At 64.7% G+C, this 26071-nt stretch carries 24 protein-coding genes and 2 pseudogenes; 11 read left to right on the top strand and 15 right to left on the bottom strand.

The features are described from left to right. Positions 1-319: 319 nt before the first annotated feature. The 3 genes from M2351_RS18720 to M2351_RS18710 all read right to left on the bottom strand — a co-directional run bounded on the left by M2351_RS18720 (position 320) and on the right by M2351_RS18710 (position 3304). A complete protein-coding gene (locus M2351_RS18720) occupies positions 320-964 on the bottom strand; it encodes a cation transporting ATPase C-terminal domain-containing protein (protein WP_264657622.1) in 645 nt (214 codons plus the stop codon). Positions 965-1000: 36 nt separating this feature from the next. Further along, on the bottom strand, positions 1001-2857 hold the full coding sequence (mgtA, locus tag M2351_RS18715; protein WP_264657621.1) for a magnesium-translocating P-type ATPase: 1857 nt from the start codon (positions 2855-2857) through the stop codon (positions 1001-1003). Positions 2858-3013: 156 nt separating this feature from the next. Then, complete coding sequence (locus M2351_RS18710; protein ID WP_264657620.1) at positions 3014-3304, bottom strand: hypothetical protein; 291 nt, start codon at positions 3302-3304, stop codon at positions 3014-3016. A gap of 370 nt (positions 3305-3674) precedes the next feature. On the opposite strand from M2351_RS18710, the gene M2351_RS18705 reads away from it, so the two are divergent. Next, a complete protein-coding gene (locus M2351_RS18705) occupies positions 3675-4007 on the top strand; it encodes a hypothetical protein (RefSeq protein ID WP_264657619.1) in 333 nt (110 codons plus the stop codon). Between the two features lie 53 nt (positions 4008-4060). On the opposite strand, the gene M2351_RS18700 is transcribed toward M2351_RS18705, so the two are convergent. The 3 genes from M2351_RS18700 to M2351_RS18690 form a co-directional block, all read right to left on the bottom strand. Next, a complete protein-coding gene (locus tag M2351_RS18700; protein ID WP_264657618.1) occupies positions 4061-4348 on the bottom strand; it encodes a hypothetical protein in 288 nt (95 codons plus the stop codon). 78 nt (positions 4349-4426) lie between these two features. Next, positions 4427-4726, bottom strand: a complete 300-nt coding sequence (locus tag M2351_RS18695) for a hypothetical protein (RefSeq protein ID WP_264657617.1) — start codon at positions 4724-4726, stop codon at positions 4427-4429. A gap of 169 nt (positions 4727-4895) precedes the next feature. Then, positions 4896-5141: a hypothetical protein gene (locus M2351_RS18690; RefSeq protein ID WP_264657616.1), complete on the bottom strand. Its 246-nt coding sequence runs from the start codon at positions 5139-5141 to the stop codon at positions 4896-4898. A gap of 450 nt (positions 5142-5591) precedes the next feature. Between M2351_RS18690 and M2351_RS18685 the strand changes: the two genes are divergently transcribed. Together M2351_RS18685 and M2351_RS18680 are read left to right on the top strand one after the other, a co-directional pair. Beyond that, positions 5592-5834, top strand: coding sequence for a hypothetical protein (locus M2351_RS18685; RefSeq protein ID WP_264657615.1), 243 nt, complete (start codon positions 5592-5594; stop codon positions 5832-5834). 53 nt (positions 5835-5887) lie between these two features. Continuing rightward, positions 5888-6400 (top strand): hypothetical protein, encoded by a 513-nt coding sequence (locus M2351_RS18680; protein WP_264657614.1) that lies wholly within the window; start codon positions 5888-5890, stop codon positions 6398-6400. A gap of 59 nt (positions 6401-6459) precedes the next feature. Here M2351_RS18680 and M2351_RS18675 read toward each other — a convergent pair whose 3' ends face one another. Next, complete coding sequence (locus tag M2351_RS18675; protein WP_264657613.1) at positions 6460-8346, bottom strand: PHA/PHB synthase family protein; 1887 nt, start codon at positions 8344-8346, stop codon at positions 6460-6462. 256 nt (positions 8347-8602) lie between these two features. On the opposite strand from M2351_RS18675, the gene M2351_RS18670 reads away from it, so the two are divergent. From M2351_RS18670 to M2351_RS18660, 3 genes are all read left to right on the top strand, one after another. Beyond that, positions 8603-9196 carry an exopolysaccharide biosynthesis protein gene (locus tag M2351_RS18670; RefSeq protein ID WP_264657612.1) on the top strand — a complete coding sequence of 198 codons (594 nt, stop codon included), beginning with the start codon at positions 8603-8605 and terminating at the stop codon, positions 9194-9196. A 327-nt stretch (positions 9197-9523) separates the two neighbouring features. Beyond that, positions 9524-10246 carry a Crp/Fnr family transcriptional regulator gene (locus M2351_RS18665; RefSeq protein ID WP_264657611.1) on the top strand — a complete coding sequence of 241 codons (723 nt, stop codon included), beginning with the start codon at positions 9524-9526 and terminating at the stop codon, positions 10244-10246. Positions 10247-10476: 230 nt separating this feature from the next. Then, positions 10477-11430 (top strand): sensor histidine kinase, encoded by a 954-nt coding sequence (locus M2351_RS18660; RefSeq protein WP_264657610.1) that lies wholly within the window; start codon positions 10477-10479, stop codon positions 11428-11430. Between the two features lie 409 nt (positions 11431-11839). Here M2351_RS18660 and M2351_RS18655 read toward each other — a convergent pair whose 3' ends face one another. Then, positions 11840-12460, bottom strand: a complete 621-nt coding sequence (locus M2351_RS18655) for a DUF1003 domain-containing protein (protein ID WP_264657609.1) — start codon at positions 12458-12460, stop codon at positions 11840-11842. A gap of 83 nt (positions 12461-12543) precedes the next feature. Between M2351_RS18655 and M2351_RS18650 the strand changes: the two genes are divergently transcribed. After that, positions 12544-12732 (top strand): hypothetical protein, encoded by a 189-nt coding sequence (locus tag M2351_RS18650; protein ID WP_264657608.1) that lies wholly within the window; start codon positions 12544-12546, stop codon positions 12730-12732. Between the two features lie 107 nt (positions 12733-12839). Here the strand turns inward: M2351_RS18650 and M2351_RS45145 are convergent, their stop codons facing one another. The 3 genes and pseudogenes from M2351_RS45145 to M2351_RS18640 form a co-directional block, all read right to left on the bottom strand. Then, complete coding sequence (locus tag M2351_RS45145) at positions 12840-13025, bottom strand: LpxL/LpxP family acyltransferase (protein WP_406567422.1); 186 nt, start codon at positions 13023-13025, stop codon at positions 12840-12842. A gap of 67 nt (positions 13026-13092) precedes the next feature. Then, positions 13093-13644, bottom strand: a pseudogene (locus M2351_RS45140) (lysophospholipid acyltransferase family protein); the annotation flags it as partial. A gap of 263 nt (positions 13645-13907) precedes the next feature. Next, positions 13908-14429 (bottom strand): DUF2141 domain-containing protein, encoded by a 522-nt coding sequence (locus tag M2351_RS18640; protein WP_264657606.1) that lies wholly within the window; start codon positions 14427-14429, stop codon positions 13908-13910. Between the two features lie 285 nt (positions 14430-14714). Between M2351_RS18640 and M2351_RS18635 the strand changes: the two genes are divergently transcribed. Next, positions 14715-15452, top strand: a complete 738-nt coding sequence (locus M2351_RS18635; RefSeq protein WP_264657605.1) for an IS1 family transposase — start codon at positions 14715-14717, stop codon at positions 15450-15452. 184 nt (positions 15453-15636) lie between these two features. On the opposite strand, the gene M2351_RS18630 is transcribed toward M2351_RS18635, so the two are convergent. Continuing rightward, the gene (locus tag M2351_RS18630; protein ID WP_264657604.1) at positions 15637-18609 is read right to left on the bottom strand and encodes a Tn3 family transposase; all 2973 of its coding nucleotides are present in this window, start codon (positions 18607-18609) and stop codon (positions 15637-15639) included. Positions 18610-18708: 99 nt separating this feature from the next. Between M2351_RS18630 and M2351_RS18625 the strand changes: the two genes are divergently transcribed. Further along, the gene (locus M2351_RS18625; RefSeq protein WP_264657603.1) at positions 18709-19362 is read left to right on the top strand and encodes a recombinase family protein; all 654 of its coding nucleotides are present in this window, start codon (positions 18709-18711) and stop codon (positions 19360-19362) included. A gap of 39 nt (positions 19363-19401) precedes the next feature. On the opposite strand, the gene M2351_RS18620 is transcribed toward M2351_RS18625, so the two are convergent. After that, positions 19402-20601 carry an IS256 family transposase gene (locus M2351_RS18620; protein WP_264654291.1) on the bottom strand — a complete coding sequence of 400 codons (1200 nt, stop codon included), beginning with the start codon at positions 20599-20601 and terminating at the stop codon, positions 19402-19404. Next, positions 20598-21836, bottom strand: a complete 1239-nt coding sequence (locus M2351_RS18615) for an IS110 family RNA-guided transposase (protein WP_264657602.1) — start codon at positions 21834-21836, stop codon at positions 20598-20600. Before M2351_RS18615 ends, M2351_RS18620 begins: the two co-directional genes overlap by 4 nt. Positions 21837-22171: 335 nt before the next feature. Between M2351_RS18615 and M2351_RS18610 the strand changes: the two genes are divergently transcribed. Further along, a complete protein-coding gene (locus M2351_RS18610) occupies positions 22172-23590 on the top strand; it encodes an IS30 family transposase (RefSeq protein ID WP_264658083.1) in 1419 nt (472 codons plus the stop codon). Here M2351_RS18610 and M2351_RS18605 read toward each other — a convergent pair. Then, positions 23553-24525: pseudogene (locus M2351_RS18605) on the bottom strand (IS3 family transposase); the annotation flags it as partial. The gene M2351_RS18610 and the pseudogene M2351_RS18605 sit on opposite strands and share 38 nt — an antisense overlap. 132 nt (positions 24526-24657) lie before the next feature. Here M2351_RS18605 and M2351_RS18600 point away from each other — a divergent pair. Beyond that, complete coding sequence (locus tag M2351_RS18600) at positions 24658-25569, top strand: class I SAM-dependent methyltransferase (RefSeq protein ID WP_264657601.1); 912 nt, start codon at positions 24658-24660, stop codon at positions 25567-25569. The last annotated feature ends 502 nt before the right edge of the window (positions 25570-26071 follow it).

The raw sequence follows: 26071 nt of genomic DNA, 5'->3' as shown, positions 1-26071 counted from the left end.
ATCACGAGCGGCTCCTGTCCTTGTCTCCCGACGGCGATCCTCGGCCCTGGCGGCCCGTTGCTGGACAATCCCCCGCGAATGCCGGGAACTGGAATGATCTCCGCAATGCTCTTCCAATCGGCCATGATCCGGGGCCATGATCCGGAAAGTCTTCCGGCAACCGCCCGACTTGAGACGGGAAGGAAGTAGGAAGTAAATGGTGAGCCTCGCCGCAATTTCCAGAAATATTATGGGAAGGCTGATCCCGCTGAATTTGCCATGGTTCGACGAATTTGTGTGCTGTTCGTGCGGTACGGAAAGCCGAGAAACGGCGACCATCTCACCGCGGGGCGATGCGGCGAAAGAACATGCGCTTGACCATTTCCACCAAGGCCAGATAGGTGACGACCGCCGCCGCCAGGAACAGGTAGAAGGTGGGCGGCGGCGTGACGAAGCCGAAGAAGGCGCCCAGCGGCGTCAACGGCAGCAGTGCGCCGATGGACGCGGCGCCCAGCGTCAGCCCGGCCAGGACCGGATGGGGCCAGCTGTGCCACGGGGCGCGGCGGGTCCGGATCACAAAGATGACCAGCACCTGGGTGGCCAGGCTTTCCACGAACCATCCGGTCTGAAAGAGCGCCTCGCCGGCGCCGAACAGGTGAAGCAGGGCGTAGAAGGTCAGGAAATCGAACAGCGAGCTGACCGGACCCAGCACCAGCATGAAGCGCTGGATCAGCCGCAGATCCCACTGCACCGGCCGGGCCAGCGCCTCCGCCTCCACGCTGTCGAGCGGAACGCCGGCCTCCGATGCGTCGTACAGCAGGTTGTTGAGCAGAACCTGGGTCGGCAGCATCGGCAGGAAGGGCAGGAACAGCGACGCTCCCGCCATGCTGAACATGTTGCCGAAGTTCGAACTGCTGCCCATCAGGATGTACTTGGTGACGTTCTGCACCGTCCGGCGCCCCTCCATCACCGCTTCGCGCACCACCGACAGATCGTGGTCGAGCAGGATGAGGCCGGCGGCCTACTTGGCGACGTCGGCGGCGCTGTCCACCGAGATGCCGACGTCGGCGGCGTGGAGGGCCGAGGCGTCGTTGATTCCGTCGCCGAGGAAACCGACCACCCGGCCGGACCGCTTGCAGGCCAGCAGAACGCGTTCCTTCTGCGCCGGCGTCACCCGGCAGAACACGTTGACCTTGGGGAGGCGGGCACGCAACGCCTCTTCGCTCATCGCCCGCAGGTCGTCCCCGGTGATCAGGCCGATGACGGGCAGGCCGAGTTCGGAGCAGACATGGCGGGTCACCCGCTCGTTGTCGCCGGTCAGGATGCGCACCGCCACCCCAGCCCCGGACAAGGCCTGGATCGCCGCCATAGCGCTCGCCTTGGGCGGGTCGAGGAAAACCGCGTAGCCGGCGAAGGCCAGCTCACTTTCATCCCCCAGCGCGGCGGAGGTCTGCTCCGATCCCATCGCCTTGGAGGCGATGGCCAGCACCCGGAAACCATCCTCCCCCAGTGTCTGGAAAAGGGCATCCAACTCTGCCCGCGTCGCCGGGTCGAGCGGCTTTTCGACGCCTCCCTCTCCTTCGTAGTGGGTGGATTGCCGCAGAACGTCTTCTGGCGCCCCCTTGACCACCAGCAGCCGCTCGGTGCCATCGGTGACGAGAACCGAGACGCGCCGTCGCTCGAAGTCGAAAGGCACCTCATCGATCTTCTGCCAGCCGGTGACATCCAGGGTGCGGAAGGCGATGATGGCCTCGTCCAGTGGGCTTTTGATGCCGCTTTCGAAATGGCTGTTCAGGTAGGCGAGGCGAAAGACCCGCTCGCTCTCCTCGCCGCGGAAATCCAGATGCCGGACCATGCGGATCGTCGCTTCGGTCAGCGTCCCGGTCTTGTCGGTGCACAGGACGTCCATGGCGCCGACGTTGTGCATGGCGGCGAGCCGCTTGACGATGACCCGGCGCTCCGCCAGCCGCATCGCCCCACGCGCCAGCGTGACGGTGACGATCATCGGCAGCAATTCCGGGGTCAGCCCGACCGCCAACGCCAGCGCGAACATCAGCGAGTCCAGCCAGGGCCGGTGGAACAGCACGTTCACCGCCAGCACGAACAGCACCAGGAAGATCGTCAGGCGCAGGATGAGAAAGCCGAACTGGCGGATGCCCAGTTCGAAGGCGGTGGGGGGCGGGGGTGCCTGCAGGGTGCCGCTCAAGCGACCGAACGCCGTCGCGTCGCCGGTGCGGCACACCACGGCGATGGCGCTGCCGCTGATCACCGAGGTGCCCATGAAGACGGTGCTGAGGGCCTCGCCGGGATCTTCACCGGGATTTTTGGCTGGAGTGGCGTGCTTCTCCGCCGGATAGGGCTCACCGGTCAGCATGGCTTGGTTGACGAACAGGTCCCGCGCGTCGAGAAGGCGGCAGTCGGCCGGCACCAGGTCGCCGGCGGCCAGGCGGACCACATCGCCGGGAACCAGCTGATCCACCGGCTCAGACACCTCAACGCCGTCACGGCGGACCTGGACGCGCACGGCGACCGTGCGGCGCAACGCCTCAACGGCGTTCTCGGCGCGCATTTCCTGGACGAAGTCCAGGCTGACGCTGAGCACGACCATCACGATGACAATCACGAAGCTGGCGAGGTTGCCGGTCGCGGCCGACAAGCCGCTGGCGAACAGCAGAATCAGGACCAGCGGGTTGAGGAAGCGGGCCAAGAATTGCAGCCACAAGGGTCGGCGGCGGTGCGCCATCGGCCGATTGAGGCCGTACCGCCGGCGGCGGATCTCCACCTCGGCGCGGCTCAGCCCGGCCGCGTCGCCCTGGGGTTCCGCCTGGCTCCTTGGCCGGGAATTCAGGCATGGCGCCGGGTCAGGTGGCGGGGCCATGGATCAGCGCGAACAGCAGCACCGCCAGCAGGAGGAGGATGGGGATCACCAATGGCGGCACAAAGTAGCTCATCATGGTCGCCCACGGCGTTGGCCGCGGTGCCGTCCGTGGCGGTTGCATGGTCATCGTCCTGTTCCTTGTCCGGTGCGCCGTGTTCAGGTGCCGGGGGGAGAGGGCGGCACGGGAGGATTCGCCTCCTCCGGCCCCAAGGCTTCATCCAGCTCGTCCTGCTCAATGCGCACCACCTGCGAGCCATCCCCTCCTGGGCGTTGTGGCAGACGGATCCACAGAGCGGTTCGCCGGTACGCGGCGAAGGAGAGCGGCTCGATCAGCTCCTCGTCGGTTTCCACCTCGTACGGTCCCGCCGGTCGCTCCTCGTCCATGTCACGGAACTTGAAGGGACGGGTGAACGTGACGGTTTTGACGGTCGTGCGGCTGTTGGTCATCGGAGGTTCTCCATCGCCGGGACAGCCATGCTGCTTCACATCCGGTGCAAATCCACCGCGCGTGAGCCCGAATGGATCACGCCAGTGCAGAAAACACTGCAGAGAAGATGGCGCGGGCCCCAACGTCCTCAAAGGGGGCATGCGACGTATGGGCCAACGATCCCGAGTGTCCTTACCGGAATTCCCATGATTCGGCCAGAGAAACAGTTCGGCCAAGTCCCCACTTTATAAACGGCCCCTGTCTTGAAGCCTTTGTCCTGACCTTAGGTGCAGCGCTGAAGTCCCGTTGTTCCCGGCCGTGGGACGAAGCGAGTGGGAAAAAGGGGTGCCTGCACCGGCAACTTGCACGGACGAGGAGAGGAGGAGCGCCATGCTCAGCGGTTCCGTTTCGGGCCATAGCGCCCGAACAAGCACCTTTTTCGAAATCCGCCGCGACGTCACAGGGAGCACGTGGGCGGTGTTCGATGCAACAACGGGCAAAATCGCGAAGCTGAACGACACGCTGCAAACCGGCTATGCGATCGAAGACGCTGCCGAGGTTGCCGAATTTCTGTCCCGATTGATGCGATTCCGACGAAAGCAGCAACCTTGTCTCGTCCACAGCGGTCAAGCACGGTCATCACTCGCACCGGCGCCCATCCAGAAGGCATCGCACCATGCAACGCATGACGAAGTCGGCGGAACGATGCGGGAGGTTGAGTGATGGGCCGACCCAGGGCGTTCTGTGACGCGGCTTCGGTGACCTCGACCGCCCCTTCACTCGAAATCGATGTTGGAAAGTGTCGCTGGGCATTTTACCACCAGCATGGCAAAGGCTCGGTCATGGCGCTGCGTCAGCCGAGAAAGCTGGACGATGTCCTGCTTGGTCGCCGGCTGCTCACCTTGCCGGCTGAATTCGGCGGCGGCCTGCTCGAACAGCTTTTTCGTGTTGACGACCTCGTCCACCAGCTGGTCGCAGGTGGCGTTTGCGTACGTGAGTGCGGAGGCGCTGCCGGGGATGGCGATCGCCAAGGCAGCAAGAACGACAACTTCAACCTTCACCATGCTGTTCTCCCGTGAGAGCGCTGTGCGCTCCGCAGTGTCAGGGTGCGGGGGTGCTCCTTGTCCTGCGTCGGCCCGCCGTCACCGGCGCTCAAGCGTGCCTTGGCGTCGGCCGTCGCTGTCGCGGATAACCAGTTCATTCTCGTTGAAGCCGCGCACGACGTTGCCGATCCGGCGTCCGTCGGTGTCGCGCAGCACACGGATGCCGTCGACATCCGCCTCGATTCGCCCAATGGGCCGGCCGTCCCGGCTGCGCACGAGGCCGGCCTCATCGACGTGATTGCCCGGATCGAAGAGGTACGTTGGGTTGCGTTCGGCGGCCGCCGCTCCGGACGCGCCGGCGACGATCGACAGGAGCAAGAGGACAAAGGCGGATTTCATCGGGGTGCGGTCCTTTGCTCGGTCCGGTCGGGCGGCGACCTTCCTTCATTTTGGTGGCGGGCGTGCCGGGCTGCGAGAGCCAGCGATTCTTCCCGGTGCAATGAACAGCAGCATGGCGCTCCGCAAGAGGCTTGGGGTCGGTCACTCCCACTTCGGGGTGCGCCTGCGGCTACCGCTTTGTATTGCCCGGGCGCATGGTGCGCTCCTGAAAAGCAGGCTCGCCGGGAACCATGCCCCAGTTGTCCGTTCGGCTGCCCCGGTTTCGATGATCAGGACTTTGCTGAGTGACCGGGTGGCGCTCAACGCTGACCTCGATGGTTATGGCCGAGCCTGCGAAGCCCGCCCGCTCCAGTTCGCCGCGCGCCTCTTGCGCGTCGGCGCGGCTGTCGTACAGGGCCACTACGGTTTTGTGCATGACTGTTCCTTAAAATGTGTCACCGGCTGCGTGCCCAGCCCGATCGGCTTGCCTTGCCGCGATGACGCTCGCGGGCAGGGTCGTCACGGTCTTGGCCGTTCGTCGTCAAGCGGGTGTGCTGACAACTCGAACCGAATCGCTTTGAGAAGCAAGCGACACGACCGATCTTTGGGCGGCTTTATTATTTTATCATCACACAAAATAGCGACCGGCAACTAAGCCGATGAAAGACATGACTATTTTATTTTTGAATAGAGCTCTTGCCGGGCTATCCAGTGAAAGCCGGAAAATCTATTGATTTCCTATCGTAGCGTTCTAAATCCAGGAATGGTTGGACTGCCTAATTTTCGAAGTCTTACTGATTTCCGTTGGCCGATCGATGCCGACCGGAAAATCGTCGAGCCAGCCTGTCCGGCTTCCGTTCGGAAAAGTCCAAGAAGGGATGCAACCATGTCCGCAGCTTCAGAGCTTGAAAACTACGGCCGGTGCCTTTCACGCAAAATGCTTCATGAAAGCGACTTCAGCATGAGCAATGGCATTGCAGCCCGCGTCATCAGGGGTGGCACCGTCCAGACCGAGGTTGTAACCGTGGTCTACAAGCCGACGTTGGTGTCACGCTCATACCGCTCAACGTTCAGCGAATCCTGGGTCTGCCAGTTCGAGCGTGACCTGAACGACGGACGATTTTATTGACTGGCCAAAGATTCGACGCGACGTGCGCGGATCAAAAGCCTGTATGAAGCGGCTTGCTCGAATTGATCCTCGAACACCCTTCAACAAAAAACGTTTGCAGCAATGTCAGACATTTTTTATTTGATGTTTTCTGGGAGGCCGGCATGCCGCTGCGCGCTGAATACACGCTGCACCACTCCGATTTGGGCGAGTTCCTGTCTGCCCCGGTGTGGGAGGAAAAAAACGGAAGCCCGCTCAGCGTCCTCTCGGCGCTGACACGGCTTGGTATTGATCCGTGGGCGGAGGGGACCCGTTTGGCGGTGTTGCCGAGGGACGCCGCCGCATCGGCGCTCGCCGTCATTCTTCGTCGGCTTCCCGGACCGCCGCTGGACCCTTCGGAAGCGCTCACGATCGCGGTTCGCTTGGTGACGCTCCTGCCCAAGGGCGGCTCCACCACGGCGATCCCCGGCGTGTTGAGCGACGGCGATGCCGGGCAGCGCCGCAACCCGGAAGCCCTCGGCCGTTGGATTCTGCTTGCGCTGATGGTGATCCTCGTCGCCTGGATGTTGCGCTGGCTCTGGTCCTGACACCTCCCGCGCTCCGGCCGGATCCGCCTGCCGGTGGAAAACCCCGCGGCCATGGACGATCACTTTTCCAGCACGTAGGTGCCGGGCGCGTCCACGAGCGGGGGATGCGCCGCGTTTCCCATCGTCGGGGGTTTTCCTGTTGGGCCCGACCGTTCGGCCAGCCACGCCGTCCAGTCCGTCCACCAGCTGCCGCCGTGCGCGCCGGCCTTCTCGCGCCACGCCTGCGCGGTGGTGGCGGGCTCCGCGGCGTCGTTGATCCAGTAGGCGCCCTTGCCGCCGGGCGGGTTGATGATCCCGGCGATGTGCCCGCTGGAGGCCAGCACGTAGCGCACCTCGCTGCCCTTGAGCAGTTGGGTGACGCGCCACGCGGAGTCCCAGGGAACGATGTGGTCCTTCTCCGCACCGACCGCGTAGACGTCCTGCGGAATGCGCCCAAGGTCGATGGCTTCGCCCTTCAGCCTGACCCGGCCCGGAACGATCAGGTTGTTCTCGACATAGGTGTTGCGCAGGTACCAGCTGTGCGCCGCCCGGGCCATGCGGGTGCCGTCGCTGTTCCAGTACAGCAGGTCGAAGGCCGGCGCCTTGTTGCCCATCAGGTAGTTGTTGACCACGTTCGACCAGATCAGGTCGTTGGAGCGCAGGAGGTTGAACATGTTGCTCATCTCCCGGCTGTCGAGATAGCCGCGCTCCATCATCTGCTGTTCGATGAAGTCGATGGTCGGCTCGCCCAGGAACACCGCGGTGTCGCCGACGTGAGCGAAGTCCTGGAGCGACACCATGAAGGTGGCGGCGTTGAACCGCGCGTCGCCCTTCGCCGCGAGCCAGGCGAGCGTGATGGCGAGCAGCGTGCCGCCGATGCAGTACCCCATCACATTGATGGAATTGGCCCCCGTGATCGCACGAACCACGTCCGCGGCCTCCAGGGGGCCGAGGTCCATGTAGTCCTCGAACCCGACGCCATCCATCGAGGCGTCCGGGTTCTTCCACGAGATCACGAACACCGTGAAGCCCCGCTCGACCAGATGGCGCACCATCGAGTTCTTCGGCTGCAGGTCGAGGATGTAGTACTTGTTGATCCAGGGCGGCATGATGAGCAACGGCACCGCGTGCACCGGCCCGCCCGCCGGCTGGTACTGGATCAGCTCGATCAACCGGTTGCGATGGACCACCGTGCCGGGGGTCGTCGCCAGGTTGCGCCCCGGCTCGAAGGCTGTGGCGTCCACCATGCTGAGGCGGCCGTCCCTCAGATCCGAAAGCAGATGGCGCGCGCCGTCGGCCAGACTGACGCCGCCCGTTTCCAGGGCCCGGCGCAAGGCGGCGGGGTTGGAGAACAGCAGCAGCGTTGGACTCATCGCATCGACGAACTGGCGGAGGTGGAACGTCAACCGCCGCCGCTCGGCATCATCAAGGCCGTCGGCGTGCTCGCCCTGCTCCAGCAACCAGTCGGACGCCAGCAGGTACATCTCCTTAAGCGTGCGGTAAGCCGGATTGGAATGCCATTCCGGAGCGGCGAAGCGCTTGTCGCCGTCGGGTGACGGCCCGGACTTGGATCCACCCGCCGCCGCTCCGTCCGCCATGCCCCACCAGCGGCGGCCGGCGTCGTTCCAGGCCTCCAGGGCCGAACGCCAAGCAGCCGCCTGGACCGCGGCCGCCTTGCGGATGGCTTCGTCCGGTCGGCTAAGCGACAGGATCCACACGGTCCGGAGCGCGCGGGCGACTTCCGCCCAGTCGACCGGAATAATCGTGCGAAAAGGATTGGCGTTCCACAGGCCGTCAATGGAACGAAGCACCGGATCCTGGGCCAGGAGGTCAGTGAGTTGCCGGGTTCCCGCGTCCAGCATCGTGCCGGCCAATTCGTCGGGCGTGATCGGCCACCACGGCTTGCCAGCGCCGCCACCGGTTTGGCGTCGCCGGCGATGATGCCCCGTGCCGGTCTTGGTGCCCATGGGAATCCTCCGTCGGTTGTCCCGCCCGGCGGCGACTGGCCGACCGCGGCTGGTGAGGACGTTCACCGGCACCAACATCGCTGGTGGGTTTTCGTTTTACCCGACGCGAACTCCGGCACGGGCATGAACCGAGGCAGCGGTGAGGAACAGGCCCATCGGCGACTGGTTCATGGCATCGCGTGTCCATGCGTGCCGCCCATCCATGGCGTCCAACCGGCACCATCACCTGACCATGTGATCCTTGCGGGAGTGCATCATGATCACGCGCGTGCCCACGTCCGTGACGCTGGACAACATGCTCGGAGAAGATCCCGCGGAGCACATTACGTTGCACTGGCTCACCAGCCGGCTTGGGCAGCGCTCCTTCGGCGTCATCCTCCTTCTTTTGGCGCTTCTCGGCTTGCTTCCAGGAGTGTCGGGCGTGGTCGGCGTGTTGCTCATCATCGTTGCCGTCCAAATGCTCCTGGACCGGCCCGGCCCCGTGGTCCCACGGCGCGTCGCCTTGCATCGCTTCCAGACGCGGCGTCTCGCCTCGATCATCCGCCGGACCGTCCCGGTGCTGCGGTTCCTGGAGCGGTTCATCCGTCCACGCTGGCCCACCCCGTTCGCGGCCACCAAGCGCGTGGTCGGCGGTGTCGTCCTGCTGCTTGGCGCAAGCCTCCTCATCCCGGTCCCCCTGAGCAACGTCCCTTCCGCCCTCCTGATCGTTCTGATCGCCTTTGCCTACCTGGAGGAAGACGGTGCGCTGCTCTGCGCGGCGCTGGCCGGGGCTCTCCTGCTGTCGGTGATCGTCGTGGCGGCGGCCTGGGAGGCGGTGAGCGCGACCGGCTGGTTGCCCAGCTTCCTATAAGGGAGAGAGTCACGACCGCTCAGGCCACCGTCTTCTGGCTTCCGGATTCGTGGACCATTGGCGCTCCCAACTCGTCGAAGCGGAACAGTTGAAAGGCACGCTGCCCGTGGTAGTCTAGGACCCGCAGGTCGTCAGACTCGCTCAGGTCTTCGGCCACCACATCAAAATGCCGCCTATACTGGCTTCTGGCCAGATCGAGGGGGGTTGACGCTTCGACCGAATGGGATCGCCTGTCTGTTCGATAGCGTACAGAACGCTGGTGCTGGCGAAGGGGTGTGCCTGTTGGAGCAATGAGCAACCCACGCCGCGAACCCAGAGAGCGTCACCATGGAGAGCCGCAACTTCATCCTGAGCAGCCTGTCATCGGCAGAGGAGGCTTTGATCCGGCCTCATTTGGAGCCTGCTTCCCTGCCGCACAAGATGACCTTCTACCGAGCGGACGAACCGATCACGATGGTGTGGTTCATTGAACGCGGATGTGCCTCGGTCATCAATGTCCTGCCGGACGGTGACGCGGTCGAGGTGGGCACGATTGGCAACGAGGGGCTGGTCGGCACGCCGGTTCTGCTGGAGGCCGACCGGATACCTTGCCAGTGCGACATGCAGATCCCAGGTGACGGCTGGCGGATGTCGGCCCAGGCGCTCCGAACCGCTCTGCGCCGGAGCGACACATTGCGGACGAAACTGCTGCGCTTTGCCCAAGCGCACTTCAATCAAGTCGCCCAGACGGCGGCGTGCAATAGCCTTCACAGTATTGAAGAACGATGCGCCCGTTGGCTGTCGATGAGCCGGGACCGCGCTGGTGATGACTTTCCTCTCACCCATGAGTATCTCGCCATCATGCTCGGCGTTCGGCGGTCCGGAGTCACGGTGACAGCGAACCTTCTGCAGAACGCTGGACTGATCCGTCATACGCGTGGGCACATCACGATCACGGATCCGGTTGGGTTGGAAGAGGCGGCTTGCGATTGCTACCGGATCGTCCGTGATGAGTTCCGGCGCTTGCTTCCGCTAGGGAATGCTTACCCGAACGCCCCATCGAAACGGTAGCAGCCGTTTCAAGGGCGGCACGTCCGCGCTCGTGACGGAGCGGACCAAACGCCTGCTGGCCTGACATCAGCAAAACCCGGGGGTCAAGCATTCCCCTTGTACGAAAGCGAATAGACAGGTCGCCTTGCATCGAAGAAAATACCGTTTTCCCATTTGCTGCTTGGGGAGTGAGCCAGGTGGACTCTAAGCGGACGACGAACAGCGATTGGAACCTCCCCGACCACGGTAGTGTGGACCAGAGCGCCAACTTCGGCAATCGGGTGTCTGCGCCAGATTCCCCCTTCGGAGACGACGTGGAGCGCCTCCGGTGGGAGAACTTCGAACTGCGGAGCCTGCTTGCGCGCTGTCACGCCGAACTGATGGAAACCAAAATGGCGGCGAGCCGCGACCGGAAAGCACTGCCACTCGACGCCGAAGCCGCGGTGCGCACGCTTGGAAGCCAGTTGACGGCCGCCGCGGAAGCGCTCGCGCAAGCCAACGCCGCCTGCCAGGATGCCGCCAAGCAAGCGCAGGAACTGGGCCGGGCTTTGGCGGAGCGGAATGAAGCGATCCGGCGCAAGGACCTGCTCAACCGGGAGATCGATCACCGGATCAAGAACAGCCTTCAAGATATCATCAGCCTGCTGCGCATCCAGGCACATCGCGAGAAGAACGCGCGGGTCCTGGCCTTCGCCAACGTGGCCTGTGCCCGGCTGGAGGCGCTGGCCGCCGCCCACGAGCTTTTGCACGCCAGCGCCAGCCCGGACCAGCTCGACTTCAGCGCCTACCTGGAGCGGCTGTGCGGATGCTTGATCCGCGCCATGGGGATCGATGGAGAGCACAGAACCCTGATCCTGGAAGCGGAGCCGGTCACCCTGCGCTGTGAGGCGGCTCAGGCTCTGGCGCTGGTCGTTAATGAGTTGGTGACCAACGCCTTCCGTCACGCCTTCCCCCCAGGCGAGCCGGGCACTGTGTGGGTGCAACTGTCCTGCCGGAATGGAAAGGCGGTGCTGACGGTGGCCGACGATGGCCGCGGCCTGCCCAAGCACGTGACCTTGGGGGATGGCCAGGGGCTCGGCTTCCAACTCGTCACGCTCATGGCTGGACAGGTCGGGGCCCAAATGACGGTGACGACCAAGGGTGGTGTCCGATTCACCCTCTCCATCCCCTTGTCTCGTGAATTGGGGCCAACTCTTCCCGTCTGAGCGGAGCAGCGGTCAACCCAAATGGAGCGCGCCCGGTGGCAATGCTTTCTCCCGCCACACGCTCCCAAAGGTCCGAGGAGAACGCCTTTCTCGGTCGTCTTTCCTGAGTCTTGGAAACAGTGCCCAATACCATGTCCCGAGGAGACCAACTCATCGGGACATGGTATCGGCGGCGACTACCGCCGCGCGGGCACATGCCCGCGGAGCCAAGCCGGCGGACGCCGGCGCCGGCGATTGAGGCCCGATGATCGGTTACGATCAGCGGGATTTGGTATGACCCTTCTGCGATGAAGTTGATTCCGTAGACGCCGTTCGAAACGGGAAACGTCACCCGAAAATCATCTGATATTGGCATTGCGAAAAACCTTCCCGGAAAGCTTTACCGGCGAACAAGCCATGGGCTGGAGCTTCAATGGCGGCGCTGCAGGAGCATGATCTGGTCCTTTTGCTCATCCAGCCGGGCCAGGACGGCGTCGATCCGCAGGTGATCGGGTTTCTCGTGACGCCGCGTGATCTCCACCTCCGCCTTGAAGTTGACCTCGTAGTCGAGACCATCGGCGAGCCGGTCGCCGATGGTCAGTTTCTCTTCGAAAGCGTGGCTGACGTTCTGCGCGACGTGGTGGCGTCGGCCGATGTGTGAAATCACGTTCCGCTCGCGTTCGCTGAGCGAATCGTAGCCGGTGTTCAGGAATTCCTCGGCAAGGTGGCGCAGTTCTCCTTCCTTTGTGCAATCCTTCCATTTTCCACTCGCCAGGTCGGCAACGGCTTGGGACGCCGCATAAAAACATCGGCGGGTGTACGTTTGCGCAGACGCGGGGGACTTCTGACGCATCACATTAGGAGCATGATGATATCTTTTAAAAACGGCGTTGTGCCGAAGTATGCGCCCCGGTTCGATTATGATGGCTGGATGGTCGTCAACACTGCCGTTCATGATGGTGAAATGGTCGACGAGCCTCTGCGACGCGGCCTGTCGTTCGCCGAAGCGGAACGATCGGCCGCCTTCTTCAATCGCCAGAGTGTTCGGCACCCTGCCCATCGGAGTTGCCCATCGGAATTGAGTGAGCACCCGCGGCACCGCGGTGCCCGTCCTCGCCCGAAAGGAGCGCTGACATGAACAAGCCCATCTACGATTTCACCATCGACCGGACCGGCACGGGGTGGATGGTGATCGATTTGTGCAGCGGAAAGGTCGCATCCGTCAACGGTCGGGCTCAAGATCACCTCAGCCTCAACGAAGCGGATGATATGGCTGCCCAGCTCAACAGGGGCGAGGGAAATCCGCCTCCGGCACTGGGTTAGGGGCCATGATCCCATGCGGCAACCGGAAGCTGAGTCCGTAATGTGGTTTGCGGGCGGTGATTGTCAGCCCCTGCACCTCCGAACGCAACCGTCAAGAAAACGCCCGCTCATTGATTGGGCCAGCGGCGATGAAGCCAGAGCCACTGTTCCGGGCGCTCGCGAACCCAGGCCTCGACGATCCCATTGATCGTCCGCATGGTCACGTCGACGGCCTGTGCGGGAGGGCTGGTCGGTGGGCGCTTGAGCGGCGGGTAGAGGGTCACCCGGAAGCGCGCGCCACCCAGCCGTTCCACCCGGGCTTGGAAGCAGGATCGCGCCGTGATGCACCCCGAACTGGGCCGCGGCCGGGGCGGTCATCGCATCCTGGCCGAAAAATGGGACCGGCATACCGGCGTTGAACTTCTGATCCACGAGAAGGGCAAGGACGCCACCCTTGCGGACCGCGCGAACGGCCTCGCGCGCGCCGGCGGAACTCTTCCGGATCTGGTTCAGGCCCGGTGTGCCGCGCAGGCGCCGAACCAGCCGGTCCGCAATGCGATTGTTGGGGCTGCGATAGATGACGCTCATCTCGATTCCACGCGAGACCGCGAAGGGGGCGAGCAACTCCCAATTGGCGAGATGGGCACCGAAGAAAACCACCGGCCGGCCGTTGTGCAGGTGTTCCCCAAGGCCCGCAAGGTCGACGAACTCGACACGGCCGCCGTCGATGATCCGGTGGAGGTGCGGGTACTCGCACATGACCCGGCCGAGGTTGTCCCACATCCCTCGAACAACCCGCTGTCGCGCGGCGGGGTCGAGGTCCGGCAGCGCCCGGACCAGATTCCGGTCGGCGCGCCGACTGGCGCGCAACCGCGGGCCGATCGTGCGGCCGACGAACCCGCCGAAGGCCGATGCCACGTCAACGGGCAGCATGCGCGTGACGGCGATCAGCAGCCCGAGCAGCGCTCCTTGCAGAGGATGCGTGATGCAGTCGCGCCAAAACCCGAAACGGCGGTGCTCGAAGCGATCTGTCGTCATGTTTTCTTCTCACGCATCCGGGAGGAGATCCCCCGTTTTCATGCGGGCACGGAAGAACTCAGTTCCAGCAGGCAACGTCCGCCGAGACGCCAGCCATCGCATCGAAACCGAAGCGCTCAAGACCGCAAGAGGACTGACCGGTCGTGGGGCTCGTCTGGCTAAGGATTTCCACCGGATGCTCCTGATGCGCCATGAAAGACCAGGGCAATGTGAACATCTTTGTTGCTGGTGCCGATCTGCATCATGGCCTTTTCAAAGGCCGGAGGGCCAAGAAATCCTTGCGCATTATTGCTGAATCCATAGGGCTCGGTTGGGACGCCGAAAGCATTTTTATCAAGTTTCCCATTCCCGTTTTCGTCATGAAACAGGATGATGGCGTATTGTCCAGGGGACAAATTTGTGAAAACCACTGCACTTTTCATCGCCGCGTTGGCCCTCAGAGCCACTGCGGCAAAGCGGTTCGGATCATTGAGGAATCCATCCTTATCGGACAGCGCGATGGCGCGATTGAAACTGCTAAAACTATCATAAAGTCCGATCAGAACACTGCCATGCTGCGAGCGAATACCGTCGACGGATATCCTGAGTTCGCTCGCATTCACAGGAAGAGCGACGAGGGGCAGCAGGACAGGTGACAGAAGGCGCATCAGCAACACCTTCAGGCTGGCTTCGGTTGTCATGGGACATCCTTTCATGACCTGTCATTCAGGGCCACGATCATTCAACAGTATGGCAATGAAACATCCCGCTTTGCCGCACCATCCTGACAACCGCACAGGTTGACCCAAGAATTCATCCGGTCGGGCCTGGCTCTTGGGGTAAGCATCGTCCGAAAATGCGGGATTTCAGTCCCGACGAGTTGCACCTGCACCTCCCGTCCATCCACTGAACGGTCCGCTCCGGAGGGTGTCACGGGATAACGACGCATCCCATGTAATCGGCTCATTCTACGAGGAAGGGTCGATTTGGGTGAACGACCGTGGTGCCCGCGCTGCGGCAGCGTGCGGGTGGTGAAATCCGGCCACGTGCTGGGCAAACAACGTTGGTTGTGCCGCAGGTGCGGCTTCCAGTTCACGCGCCTGCCGGACACGACGGTGCCGGAGCCGACGAAGCAAGCGGCGGTGACGCTGTACGGGCATGGGCTGTCGTTGCGCGCCGTCGGCAAGTTGCTCGGCACGACCGGCCAGTCCGTGCTGCGTTGGGTCTGCCAGTATGTGGACCGGCATTGCTCCAAGCCGATTCCGGAGCCGGCCAACGTCATCGAGATCGACGAGATGTGGCATTATCTCGGCTGCAAGGCGCAGAAACTCTGGATCTGGAAGGCGTACGACCGCGACAGAGGACGCCTGATCGACTGGGAATGCGGCAAGCGCGACGAAGCCACCTTCCGGCGTCTGTACGAGCGTCTGCAACGCTGGGGCGCACGCCTGTTTTGCACCGATCAGTTCGCCGTCTACGACACGGTTCTCCCGATCGGGCGGCATTATCAGGGCAAGGACCAGAGTGTCGCCCTGGAGCGCAACAATGGCCGCCAGCGGCATTGGGTCGGAACCTGCCGCCGCAAGTCGATCATCGTCTCCAAGAGCAAGGCCATGGTGAACCGCCGTATGGCCCTGTTTGCCCAACTCAATGGCAACGATGAGGCCCGGCCAGAAATGCACCGGCTTCCCGGCATTTCGCTCCAGCGCAAGGCTCTTGCCTAAACTGCGTCGTTACCCCGTGACACCTTCCCGGATTTCGCGTCAGCGTGCGAGCCGTCGCCAACGCCGCGTCCGCGCACTACGGTCGGCGCCGACCATGTCATTGGCGCACAGGTCGTCCGCGAAGGGGCAGAGTTGTAGGCGATTGATCCTTCTCGGGTTCGTCCAAGATACGTGTAAAAATAGGTCATAAGGGCACTTCGAAGGGAAGGGGCGTTGGATTGAGCGGCCCCGGTAGGTCGTTCATGTCGAGGACGTACTGACCGAAGCGGCGGACGTGTTCACGTGTGTAGGGGCTGAGGCGGGCGACGAGGTCCGGGGTGACGGCGATGCCTTCCGCGGCCATGGAGGACAGAACCGCGGTCAGGTCGGTGACGTTGGACAGCATGATCGTGTTGGCGACGAGGCTGGCGTATTTGAGCTGCTTGTCCTGCTCGACCGGATCGCCGCTCTTGATCACCGGTCCGCCGAAGGACACCCAGTCGAGAAAGTCGTTGTAGGATTCGATCTTGGTCGTCTCGGCGTGGATGCTCTGGCGGATGTCCGCGTTGGAGATGAAGCGTAAAAGAAAGAGCGTGCGCTTGACCCGGCCCAGTTCACGGAACGCCCGGGACAGGCGGTTCTTCCGGCTGTAGGTGCCGAGCTTGCGCAGCAGCATCGACGGCAGGACCCGGCCGGCCTGGATCGAGAGCGCCACCTGCATCATGTCCGGCCAATGCTTGGTGATCAGCGCCCAGTCGATCTCGCGGCTGAACAGAGCCTCGATGTGCTGGTATCGGACGGCGTTGTCCGGGCGGTAGAAGGCGACGTCGGCCCAACTGCGCATGCGCGGCAACAGCGTGATGCCCAAAAGGCGGCACAGACCGAAGACGGGCTCGCTTTGCCCCTGGGTATCCGCATGAAGGGTATCCGGCTGTAGGACGGATCGGTTCTTCAGAAGGGCGTCGAGGATGTGGACCGCCTCCCAGACACCGCAGGGAATGAAGGTGGTGAACAGCGCGATGTAGCTGTCGGCGATGTGGTGGTAGGCGATGCCGCCGTAGCCGCCGTACCGGATGTGGCGGGAACCGAGCAGGTTGTTCTCGCGGAGCTTCACGTGTGTGCCGTCGGCGATCGCCGCCCGGCCGTCGCCCCAACAACGCGGCAGGCCGAAGCGGGTGTATTGGCCGATCACGTCGGCCATCGCCGCCTCCAGCTTGTCGGCGTTGATGTGCTGGGCGTTGATCCGGCGCAGCGCCTGCGCGGTGGCGATGTCGGGCGCGTGGCGGGCGGTCTGGACGGGGCCGAGATTGCAGCCATAGCCGAAGACGGCGAAGAGATAGCGCTGCACGGCGTTGGCCAGCTTGGGGTCGGAACCGGACGGCGGGCCAAAGTGGCGGGTGTAGCCGCTCCAGTGCTCGGTGTGCTTGAGAATGTCGAGCAGATGGCGTTCGGGCATACGGGCGCGAATTTCCCGTTCGAAATCCGCCAAGCCGTCCGGCTCGCGGGCCACCCGCGGCTTTTTCAGATGGGGCGTGCCGTCGGCGTCGAGCGACAGTTCGGTATTGTCGGAGAAGCCGGCGTCCACATCGGCGGCGGTTCGGGTCAACTCGTCCTTCAGCCGGGCGACGAACGCCTCGGCGCTTTCCGGCATGTCAAGAAGGCGACAGTAGGCAGCCAGCCGTGGCGCACACTCCGGCCAGGGCAGCAACTGGTCGCGGTAGTCGGCGAACGCCTCAGCGCCGACGATGTACACATCCCCAGCCTGAAGAGCGTCGGCCAGGTGAATGAAAACGCAGACCTCCAGGGCGCGCCGGTCGATGGCCGGACTCCCCGATCCGCGGTTGACGACGAAGCTGCGCCACCGTTGCGAGGCGAAGCCGAGGTCAAGGTCGTTCGGCAGGTCGTTGCGGCGTGACTGGCGGTGCTCCACTACCATCGCCAATGCGTCCAACAGGCTGCGATCCTGGGTCGCGGACCGTATGTCCATCAGGTCGACCAGGCGAAACAGCAGGCTTCGGGTCCGGGCATGGATGGGCCAGAGCAACGGCAGATCGTTGTTGCCGTGCCAAGCAGTGACGGTCTCGCACTGCTCGGTGAGGCGGTCGATGCCGCCTTGCTCGGTCAGCAGGATCCGAACGTGACGTCCAAAGGCGGCGTCGGCGTTCTCGGCTTTCGCCGTGGCGAGCACGCGTCCGAAAAGGCCGATCAGCCGTTCTTCGAGCTCGCGGTTCTCGTCCTGCAGGGCGGCGAGCCTCTCCTTGGCCGCCGCCTGGGTGCGCCGAACGCGGCGGATCAGCATCTCGATCAACTCGTCGCGGCAGCGGGTGCGGGCCTGGCGGATCAGGCTGAGCAGCAGGGTGTGCCGTTTGCCCTGCTGGCTCATGTCCAGAAGCTCGCCAGGTTCCAGGGCGGCGGCTTCCGCCGCGAATTGGCGAAGCTTGGTGTGGGAAATCCCCTCCAGCAACTTCCCGGGATCGGGCAGAGCGGTCAGCCAGCCGAGGCGGTCGGTCCACAGGGCGATGGTTTCGAAGCGCGCCGGCCCGGGCGTCTGCTTGAGACGGGTGAAGGGTGTGGTGGTGGCGTCGGGCGGCACCGTCAGCAACGCGTCGAGCGCCGCCATGTTTTCCGCCGACAGCCGCGCCGCAACCCGCCCGTACATCCGTTCGTGAACCCGACCGCGCAGGTGGTTGACCAACCGGTCGAGGGTGCTGAACGCCGGCAAGTCGATCCTTGCGCCACGCAACGCCTCGATGGCCCGATTGATCAGATCGGCGGGGTCGCTCATGGTTTCGGCCGCTTCGAGTACGGTGTTCGTGACCAGGGCCTCTCCGGCATCGGGATAGGATGCGCCCCCAAGATGGGCGCGAACCGTTGCGCGGTAACGGTAAAGGGTCCTCTTCCCGCCGTCCTCGGGCAGGAGAGGCGGAGAGGTCGCCAAACCGAGCTGCTTGGCCAGATGCGTGACGATGCCGGCATCGATCTCCTCGAGCGCCGGAAAGACCCCGAGGTCGAGGCGCGTTTTCAGGATTGTCGCCAGCGTCAGGCGGCCCGCATCGCCGCGGGCGGTGGCCCGTAGGAAGGCATGATCCGCCTCGCTCAAGTCATACCGGGTCTGGAGTTCGTCGCGAGTCAATCGCTCCCCCGGGCGCGGGTAAGCGGTGCGGTCCATGGCCGTCATTGGGGTGTCCGGAAAAGGCAGCGCCGAAGGGGCGAAAAGGCGGGTAGGATTTCAAAGGGATAGGGAGTATCGATTTCCTGTCCGCAAAGGAATGCCTTATTGGACGGGACCGTCATGCCCCCTGGCCGCCGCACCGCGCTGTACCTGCGCGTCTCGACCGCCGATCAGAAGCCGGACCTGCAATACGACGGGTTGCGCGGATACGCCGAGCGGGCCGGTCTGGTGATCGTCGGCGACTACTGCGATGTCGCCGTGTCCGGCCGTCACGAAGGACGCCCGCGGCTCAACGCGCTGATGGCCGCCGCGCGACGGCGTGAGTTCGACTGCGTGCTCGTCTGGAAGTTCGACCGCTTCGCCCGCAGCACGCGCCACCTGCTGATGGCGCTCGAGGAGTTCCGGCACCTCAGCGTGCGCTTCATCAGCGTCCAGGACCAAGTCGATACCGACAGCCCCGCGGGTCGGGCCATGTTCACCATCATCGGGGCCATGGCTGAGTTGGAATCTGCGTTGATCAGCGAGCGCGTCTCCGCCGGCATGAAGGCTGCCAGGGCGCGCGGCAAACACCTGGGCCGCCCGCCAATCCGGCGGTCGGTGGTCACCGAGATCGAGGCGCTCGCCGCCTCAACCACCCTCAGCATCCGGCAGATTCACGAGAGGATCGACGGCAAGGCCAGCCGCGGCATCGTCGGAGAGATCACCAAGCGCATCCGCTCGGAGCAAAACCGCGATCGTGCCCCGAGGCGTGGTGTCTGAGGGGGCCTCTGTGCTCTTCGGCGGGTTGAGGCCGCCGGTCTACTCCGCTGCGATGGACAGCGGATCAGGGGTGTGAGGGTGGCACAGCTCGGCCAGGCTTTCCATGGTCATGTAGCGCCGGGCCACCGCCCATTCATCATGCTGCTCCAGCAGCAAGGCGCCGACGAGGCGCACAACCGCCCCTTCGCCAGGGAAGATGCCGACGACGTTGGTGCGCCGCTTGATCTCGCCATTCAGCCGCTCCAGAGGATTCGTGCTGTGCAATTTGGTGCGCAGGTCCTTGGGGTACTTCATGTAGGCCAGCACGTCGAACTCCGCCTCGTCCATCAGCGCCGCCAGCTTGGAAAAGCGCGGCCGCAGGCTGTCGGCCACCCGGCGCCACTGCTCATGCGCCGCCTCAGCGGTCTCCTGGGCAAAGGCGGTGCGAATGGTGGCCGCGACCATCGTCTGGTGCGCCTTGCCGACGCAGGCGAGGAGATTCCTCATGCAATGAACACGACAGCGTTGAAGTGTGGCGCCCAGCACCTTGGAAGCGGCGGCCTTCAGCCCGAGATGCGCATCGGCGATCACCAGCTTTACGCCGCGTAGGCCCCGGCGGGTGAGGGTGCGCAGGAAATCGGTCCAGAAGGTCTCGGCTTCCGACAGCCCGAGGCCGAGCCCCAGCACCTCGCGCCGGCCATCGCTGTTGACGCCGATGGCCAGTATGGCGGCGAGCGAGACGATGCGGCCGTCCTGGCGCACTTTCACGTAGGTCGCATCCAGCCACACAAAGGGCCAGTCGCCTTCCAGCGGCCGGTTCAGGAACGCCTGCACGCGCTCGTCGATGTCCTGGCACAGGCGGCTGACCTGGCTCTTGGAGATGCCGGTCATGCCCATCGCCTTGACCAGATCATCGACGTTGCGCGTCGAGATGCCCTGCACGTAGGCCTCCTGAATCACCGCGATTAGCGCCTTCTCCGCGGTGCGGCGCGGCTCCAGGAAGGCCGGGAAGTAGGAGCCGCGCCGCAGCTTGGGGATGCGCAGGTCGATGGCCCCGGCGCGCGTCTCCCAGGTCCGCTCCCGGTAGCCGTTGCGCTTGGTCTGGCGGTCCTCGCTGCGTTCGCCATACCCGGCGCCGCACAGGCTCTCCACCTCCAGCTCCATCAGGCGCTGGGCGGCGAAGCCGACCATCTCGCGCAGAAAGTCGGCATCGGCGCTCTTCCCAATCAGCTCCTGAAGAGCGATCCTGTCCTCGGTCATCGTGGTCTCCGTCTTGGTTGATGGTCGTTAAGCAACCTCAACTTAGCCGAAGAACACGGTGACCGCCGCTCCCGAACGGCCGGCCCGCCTGCGCCAGCTATGGGGGAGCGCTCCGGCGGGCCAGCCTCACGCCTCAGACACCACGCGGTGGGACGCGATCTGAACAATGCCGCGGTGTTCTCTGGGGAAACTCCTCGGCGAGGGCCGCAGAGATACCCGAAGATTTCTCGTGCCACGAAGCGCTTGAGGCAGCGGATGATCTCCGGCTTACTCTTGCCCTCGGCCGTCCGGCGCCGGACGTAAGCGAGGGTGGGTTGGTGGGCGCGCATGCGCACGACGACCACCCGATAAAGGGCCGCATTGGCCTGTCGGTGTCCACCGCGATTGAGCCTGTGCCGGCTGGTTTTGCCGCTCGACGCCGGGATCGGGCAGACGCCGCAGAGCTTAGCAAAGGCCGCTTCCGAGCGGATCCGTTCTGGATTATCGCCGGCGAGGATGAGCATCTCCGCCGCCGTGCCGGTTTTGATGCCATGGGCTTGGATCATCGTCGGGGCGCATCGGCCGACTAGGTCTTCGAGATGGGCATCATGGGCTTTGATTTCGGCATCAAGGTCGAGCCAACGCCGGGCAATAGCGCGTAGACTGGCCTTGGCCGAGGCCGTCGTGGAGGTGATTGGGCCCGGCCGCAGGGCGGCCAGGGAACGGATCAGCGTCATCTTGCCTGTGAGCGCCTCGATCTGCTCGCGCAGGGCGGCCGGCGCACCGACGATGATGGCCTTCAGCGTCAGCATCGCCTGAGTGCGCGCCTTGACCGCTGTGTCGCGGGCCACTTTCAGGTGGCGGATCATCTCAACCTGACGGGTTCCCGCCTTGGGCAGGCCGCGGGCCCGGCCACCGAGCACAGCGCGAGCCGCGCCTTCGGCGTCGAGGTGGTCGGTCTTTCCGTGCTGATGACGCAACTGACGGTCCGGACGGGTGACCTCGTGGACAACATGGCCATTGTCACGAAGGGCTCGCACCAGGCCGGCACCATACGAGCCGGTGCCCTCAATGCCGAAGGCACCGACCGTGCCAAGCGACAAGGCCCAGGCTTCAAGTTCACGGTAGCCGTCCCGGCCAACTTGGATCGTTAGTTCCGCGATGCGGGCGCCGAGCCCGGTGATGGCCACGGCAGCGTGGGTGTGCTTGTGGGTATCGACGCCGATGATGATGTCGGTCGGTAAGAACTGGCCCATGGTCGTCGGCTCTCCGGTCAGTGTGAGGGGCCGGCGATCCGGCGGGCGGACAGGACTGTGACGGGACGCTTGGCCTCAGGCTCCTATGAGGTCACGTCCCGCCCGATCGCCAGGCATCGTCCGGAGGGCCGACACGTCAACGCCATGACACGTGGTCAATCCCAGACAAGGGTCAGGCCCACCGGACGACAGTGACATAATCACAGTCCCAGCAGTTCCCCTTGCGGCTCATGGACGGCACGATGCCGTGGGCCTTCAAGGCTTTGCGGTACTCCGCCGCGGCAAATTGGGCGGATTCAAGCGGTCGTCGCAACAGCCTGCCGAAGGAGGCTGCGATGAAGATATGGAAGCGGCAATCGGATCGATCTGGACGAGCTCCTCTGCGGTCACCTGGCCGGCCTCCCTCAGCACAGCGTGAGGATCGTCGGCAGTTCTGGTCGGCGATTGCAACGGGACAATCGAGCGAGGATGCGGCATCCATAGCAGGCGTGTCGCCCGCGGTGGGGGGACGTTGGTTCCGAGAGGCCGGGGGTATGCCACCAGCGAAGTTTGCGTCATCGGCGAAGCCGCCGTCGGGACGGTACTTGCAGTTTGCGGAGCGGGAGGAGATCGCGCTGCGGCGGGCCCAGGGGCTCGGCGTGCGGGAGATCGCTCGCCAGCTGGGGCGGGCGGCCTCGACCATTTCCCGCGAGCTGCGGCGCAATGCCGCCACTCGCTCGGGCGGGTTGGAGTATCGGGCAACGACCGCGCAGTGGCACGCCGACCGCTCGGCGCGCCGGCCCAAGCCGGCCAAGCTGGTGGTCAATCCGGTTCTGCGCGCCTACGTGCAGGAGCGTCTGGCCGGCACGGTGGTTGCTCCGAACGGAGCGGCGATCCCCGGACCGGCCGTGGCCTGGAAGGCTCGCCGACACGGACCTCGGCAGGACCGGCGGTGGGGCAAGGCGTGGAGCCCCGAGCAGATCGCGCGGCGCCTGCGGCTCGACTTCCCGGAGGACCCGACGATGCGCATCAGCCATGAGGCCATCTATCAGGCGCTGTTCATTCAGGGCCGCGGAGCGTTGCGCCGCGAGTTGACCGCCTGCCTGCGGACCGGGCGGACGCTGCGCGTTCCGATGGCGCGGACCCGCAAGCGGGGCAAGTCCTTCATCACCCCGGAAGTCATGATCAGCCAACGCCCGGCGGAGGTGGCGGACCGGGCGGTGCCGGGGCACTGGGAGGGGGATCTCATCATCGGCTTGGGCGGGTCGGCGATCGGCACCCTTGTGGAGCGGACGACGCGGTTCACGATGCTGCTTCATCTGCCCCCGATGCCGGGGCACGCCAGCGGACCGCGTGTCAAGAACGGGCCGGCGCTGGCCGGCCATGGTGCCGAGGCCGTCCGCGACGCCATTGCGCGCACCATCGCAACCTTGCCCGCCCAGCTCCGCCGGTCGCTGACCTGGGATCAGGGGGCGGAGATGGCCCAACACGCCCATATCCGGATCGACACCGGGCTTTGCGTCTACTTCTGCGATCCGCGCAGTCCGTGGCAGCGCGGCACGAACGAGAATACCAACGGCCTGTTACGCCAGTACTTCCCCAAGGGGACCGACCTCACCGTGCATGACGCCGATACCCTGGCGGCCGTTGCCCTCGCCCTGAACACAAGACCGCGCAAAACCCTCGGCTGGAAAACTCCGGCCGAGGCGCTGGACGAACTGTTCCAATCCATCGATAAGGGAGAGCACCAAGAGGCTGTTGCGACGACCGCTTGAATCCGCCTTGACTGCCGCGATCGGAGTGATGCAGGAGGCCGGGCGGGGGCCGCCGGTGTGGGATGGCCATGGTCAGGGCGGCCAGCGGCAGCTCGGTGCGCATGTGGTCGCGCATCGCCCAGCCGAGCCCGCCAGGGCCAGCGCAGCTACCACTTTGCGGCTGAACAGGTCGAGGATGACGGCCAGGTACAACCAGCCCTCATCCGTGGGCACGTCCGTGATATCGGTGAGCCAGACCTCGTTCGGCCGCGTGGCCGTGAAGTGGCGATCGAGCAAGTTGGGCGCGATCGGCAGGGCATGGTTGCTGTCGGTGGTACAGACGCGGAAGGTGCGGGGCCGCTGGGCGCGAATGCCGTGATGATGCATGAGGCGTTCGACCCGCCCACGACTGACCGTCCGGCCCTGGGCCCGCAGAGCGGCATGAAGGCGCGGGACCCCGTAGCGCTTACGGTGCTGCTCGTGGAGCTGCCGAATGTCGGCCAGCCGCTGCCGGTTCGCCGCCTGGCGCGGGCTCTCCGGTCGCGAGCGCCAGGCATAGTAACCCGACGGCGAGACCTCCAGAGCCGCGCAAAGCACGCGAACCGGGTAATCGGCGCGGCAGTCCTCGATGATCCGGAACCTCATTTCCGTGGCTCCGAGAAAATTGAGACAGTTTTTTTTAATATGTCTCGTTCCATGCGGACGCGTTCCAGTTCGCGCTTCAGGCGGGCAATCTCCGCGGCCTGATCGCCGCTGGCCAGGGGGCCCGCCGCCGGCTGGATGGGGAGCTGCGGTGGCCCCCCTGGCCGGGCCACGCGCCGGCGCCAGTTGCGCAGCACCGACGGTTGGATATCCAGCTCCTTGGCGATGTGCTCCAACGGCCGCCCACTGCTTTCCAGCAGCGCGACCGCTTCCTGTTTGAACTCGTCCGTGAAGAAGCGCCGTCCCTTGGTCATCATTCACCTCTCCGCTCCCAACGGGAGCTTAACAGAGGTGTCCACTGAATCGGGGAAGTGCCATATTCCGTTCCGCGAGCGAACGCGCGCTGCTATAGCGGGACGTCCCCTCGGTCACGGTGGGCCACCGCCATGATGCCGTCCAGGCTGCCCCTCCGCTCGGTCGTGCGTGCCGCCGCGACGTGGGCGGCCCGGAACGCCGTCCTCTGGCCGGCCCTGGTCAGGTTGCAGAACACGAGCCGCCGCGGCGATCCCTGGCTGCGCGTCCATCCCTTCGACGCCGACCACGGCACGCGGACGAGCGGCTACATCCCGGCTTGGCTCCTCAGGGCCGGCCGACCGGGCGACGCCGGCATCACCGCCTACGCCGGGTGCCAGCCGAGCTGCCTGCGGGCCGCCCTGCGCTCCATCCCGAACCTTGAACGCCGCAGCTTCCTGGACCTCGGATGCGGCAAGGGACGGTCGACGATCATCGCCAGCGAACACCCGTTCCGGGCCGTCGTCGGGGTCGACATTTCCCCGCACCTCGTGCGGATTGCCCGGCGCAACGCGGCCATCGTCGCAAAGCGCTTTCCCCACCGCCCCCCGGTTATCATCGGGGAGGGCGATGCGCTGGACGTGCCGCTGCCGGACGGGGATCTGGTTGTCTTCATTTACCATTCCTTCGGCCCCGACGTCCTGGCCCGGGTCGTTGACCGGCTAGGCGAGGCCACTGCGCGGGAGGCGCGCGACGTCTTTCTTATTTACGAGAACCCCGTCTACGGGACGGTCATCGATCGTCACCGGGCCTTTCGCCGCTGGTTCGCCGAACACGTCCTCTGCGACCTGGCCGAGGCGCCATTCCAGTCCGACGACGGAGAGACCATCGTGGTTTGGCGCTCAACCCGGGATGGCCGTTCCGCGGCTCCCAGGGGGGCCGACCGTTCCATCGTGGTTTCGAAACCGGGTTGGCGGGCCGAACTCGCCGACGCCCGCCCCGCAGCGTTGGCGCTCTGTTTGCTGGAACCGGAAATCCCTGAAAACGGCAGCGCGGCTTCGGTGTAAGCCGCTGAAATCATTGGAGATGATAGCTAAATGGAGTTGTATTCTGAGACTGGAGGTTCGTGATAGAGGTCCTTCACAGGCGCGAAATTCCCTTCGCGCATGGTTTGGCCTGTCGGCTGGCTGTGGCGTTGTCGGGTGGATCCGTTTAGAAGCCGATTTGCAGCGGCCTGCGCTCTCACCCCGTGGGCGTTTTGTGGCTTTCCCCGTACCGAAAACGGCACGTCCACGCGCGTCGTCCTTGCCTCATGGCGGGTGTCGCTCCGGCTTTATGAGCGGACTCTCGCGGTTTTCGGCCGTTTTGGCCCGTCTTCCGGCTTTAAGACCGAACGTTTTTCCGGCTTCATGACCGGACTCCCACCCATCCCATGACCACCCTCTCGCCCCACCTTGCGAGCGACGCCGCCGTGCGCGTCCGGCTGTTCAGATGACCTGTACAGGTGGCCAAACGATCGTTTCCCGGTAACCAATAAAATTGTACAATGGCGGCGAGTGTACGCCAACA

Source organism: Azospirillum canadense (genome assembly GCF_025961225.1).
Classification (GTDB): Bacteria; Pseudomonadota; Alphaproteobacteria; order Azospirillales; family Azospirillaceae; genus Azospirillum; species Azospirillum canadense.
Note: the sequence above shows the minus strand (reverse complement) of the source record. Positions and strands in the feature narration are given on the sequence as shown.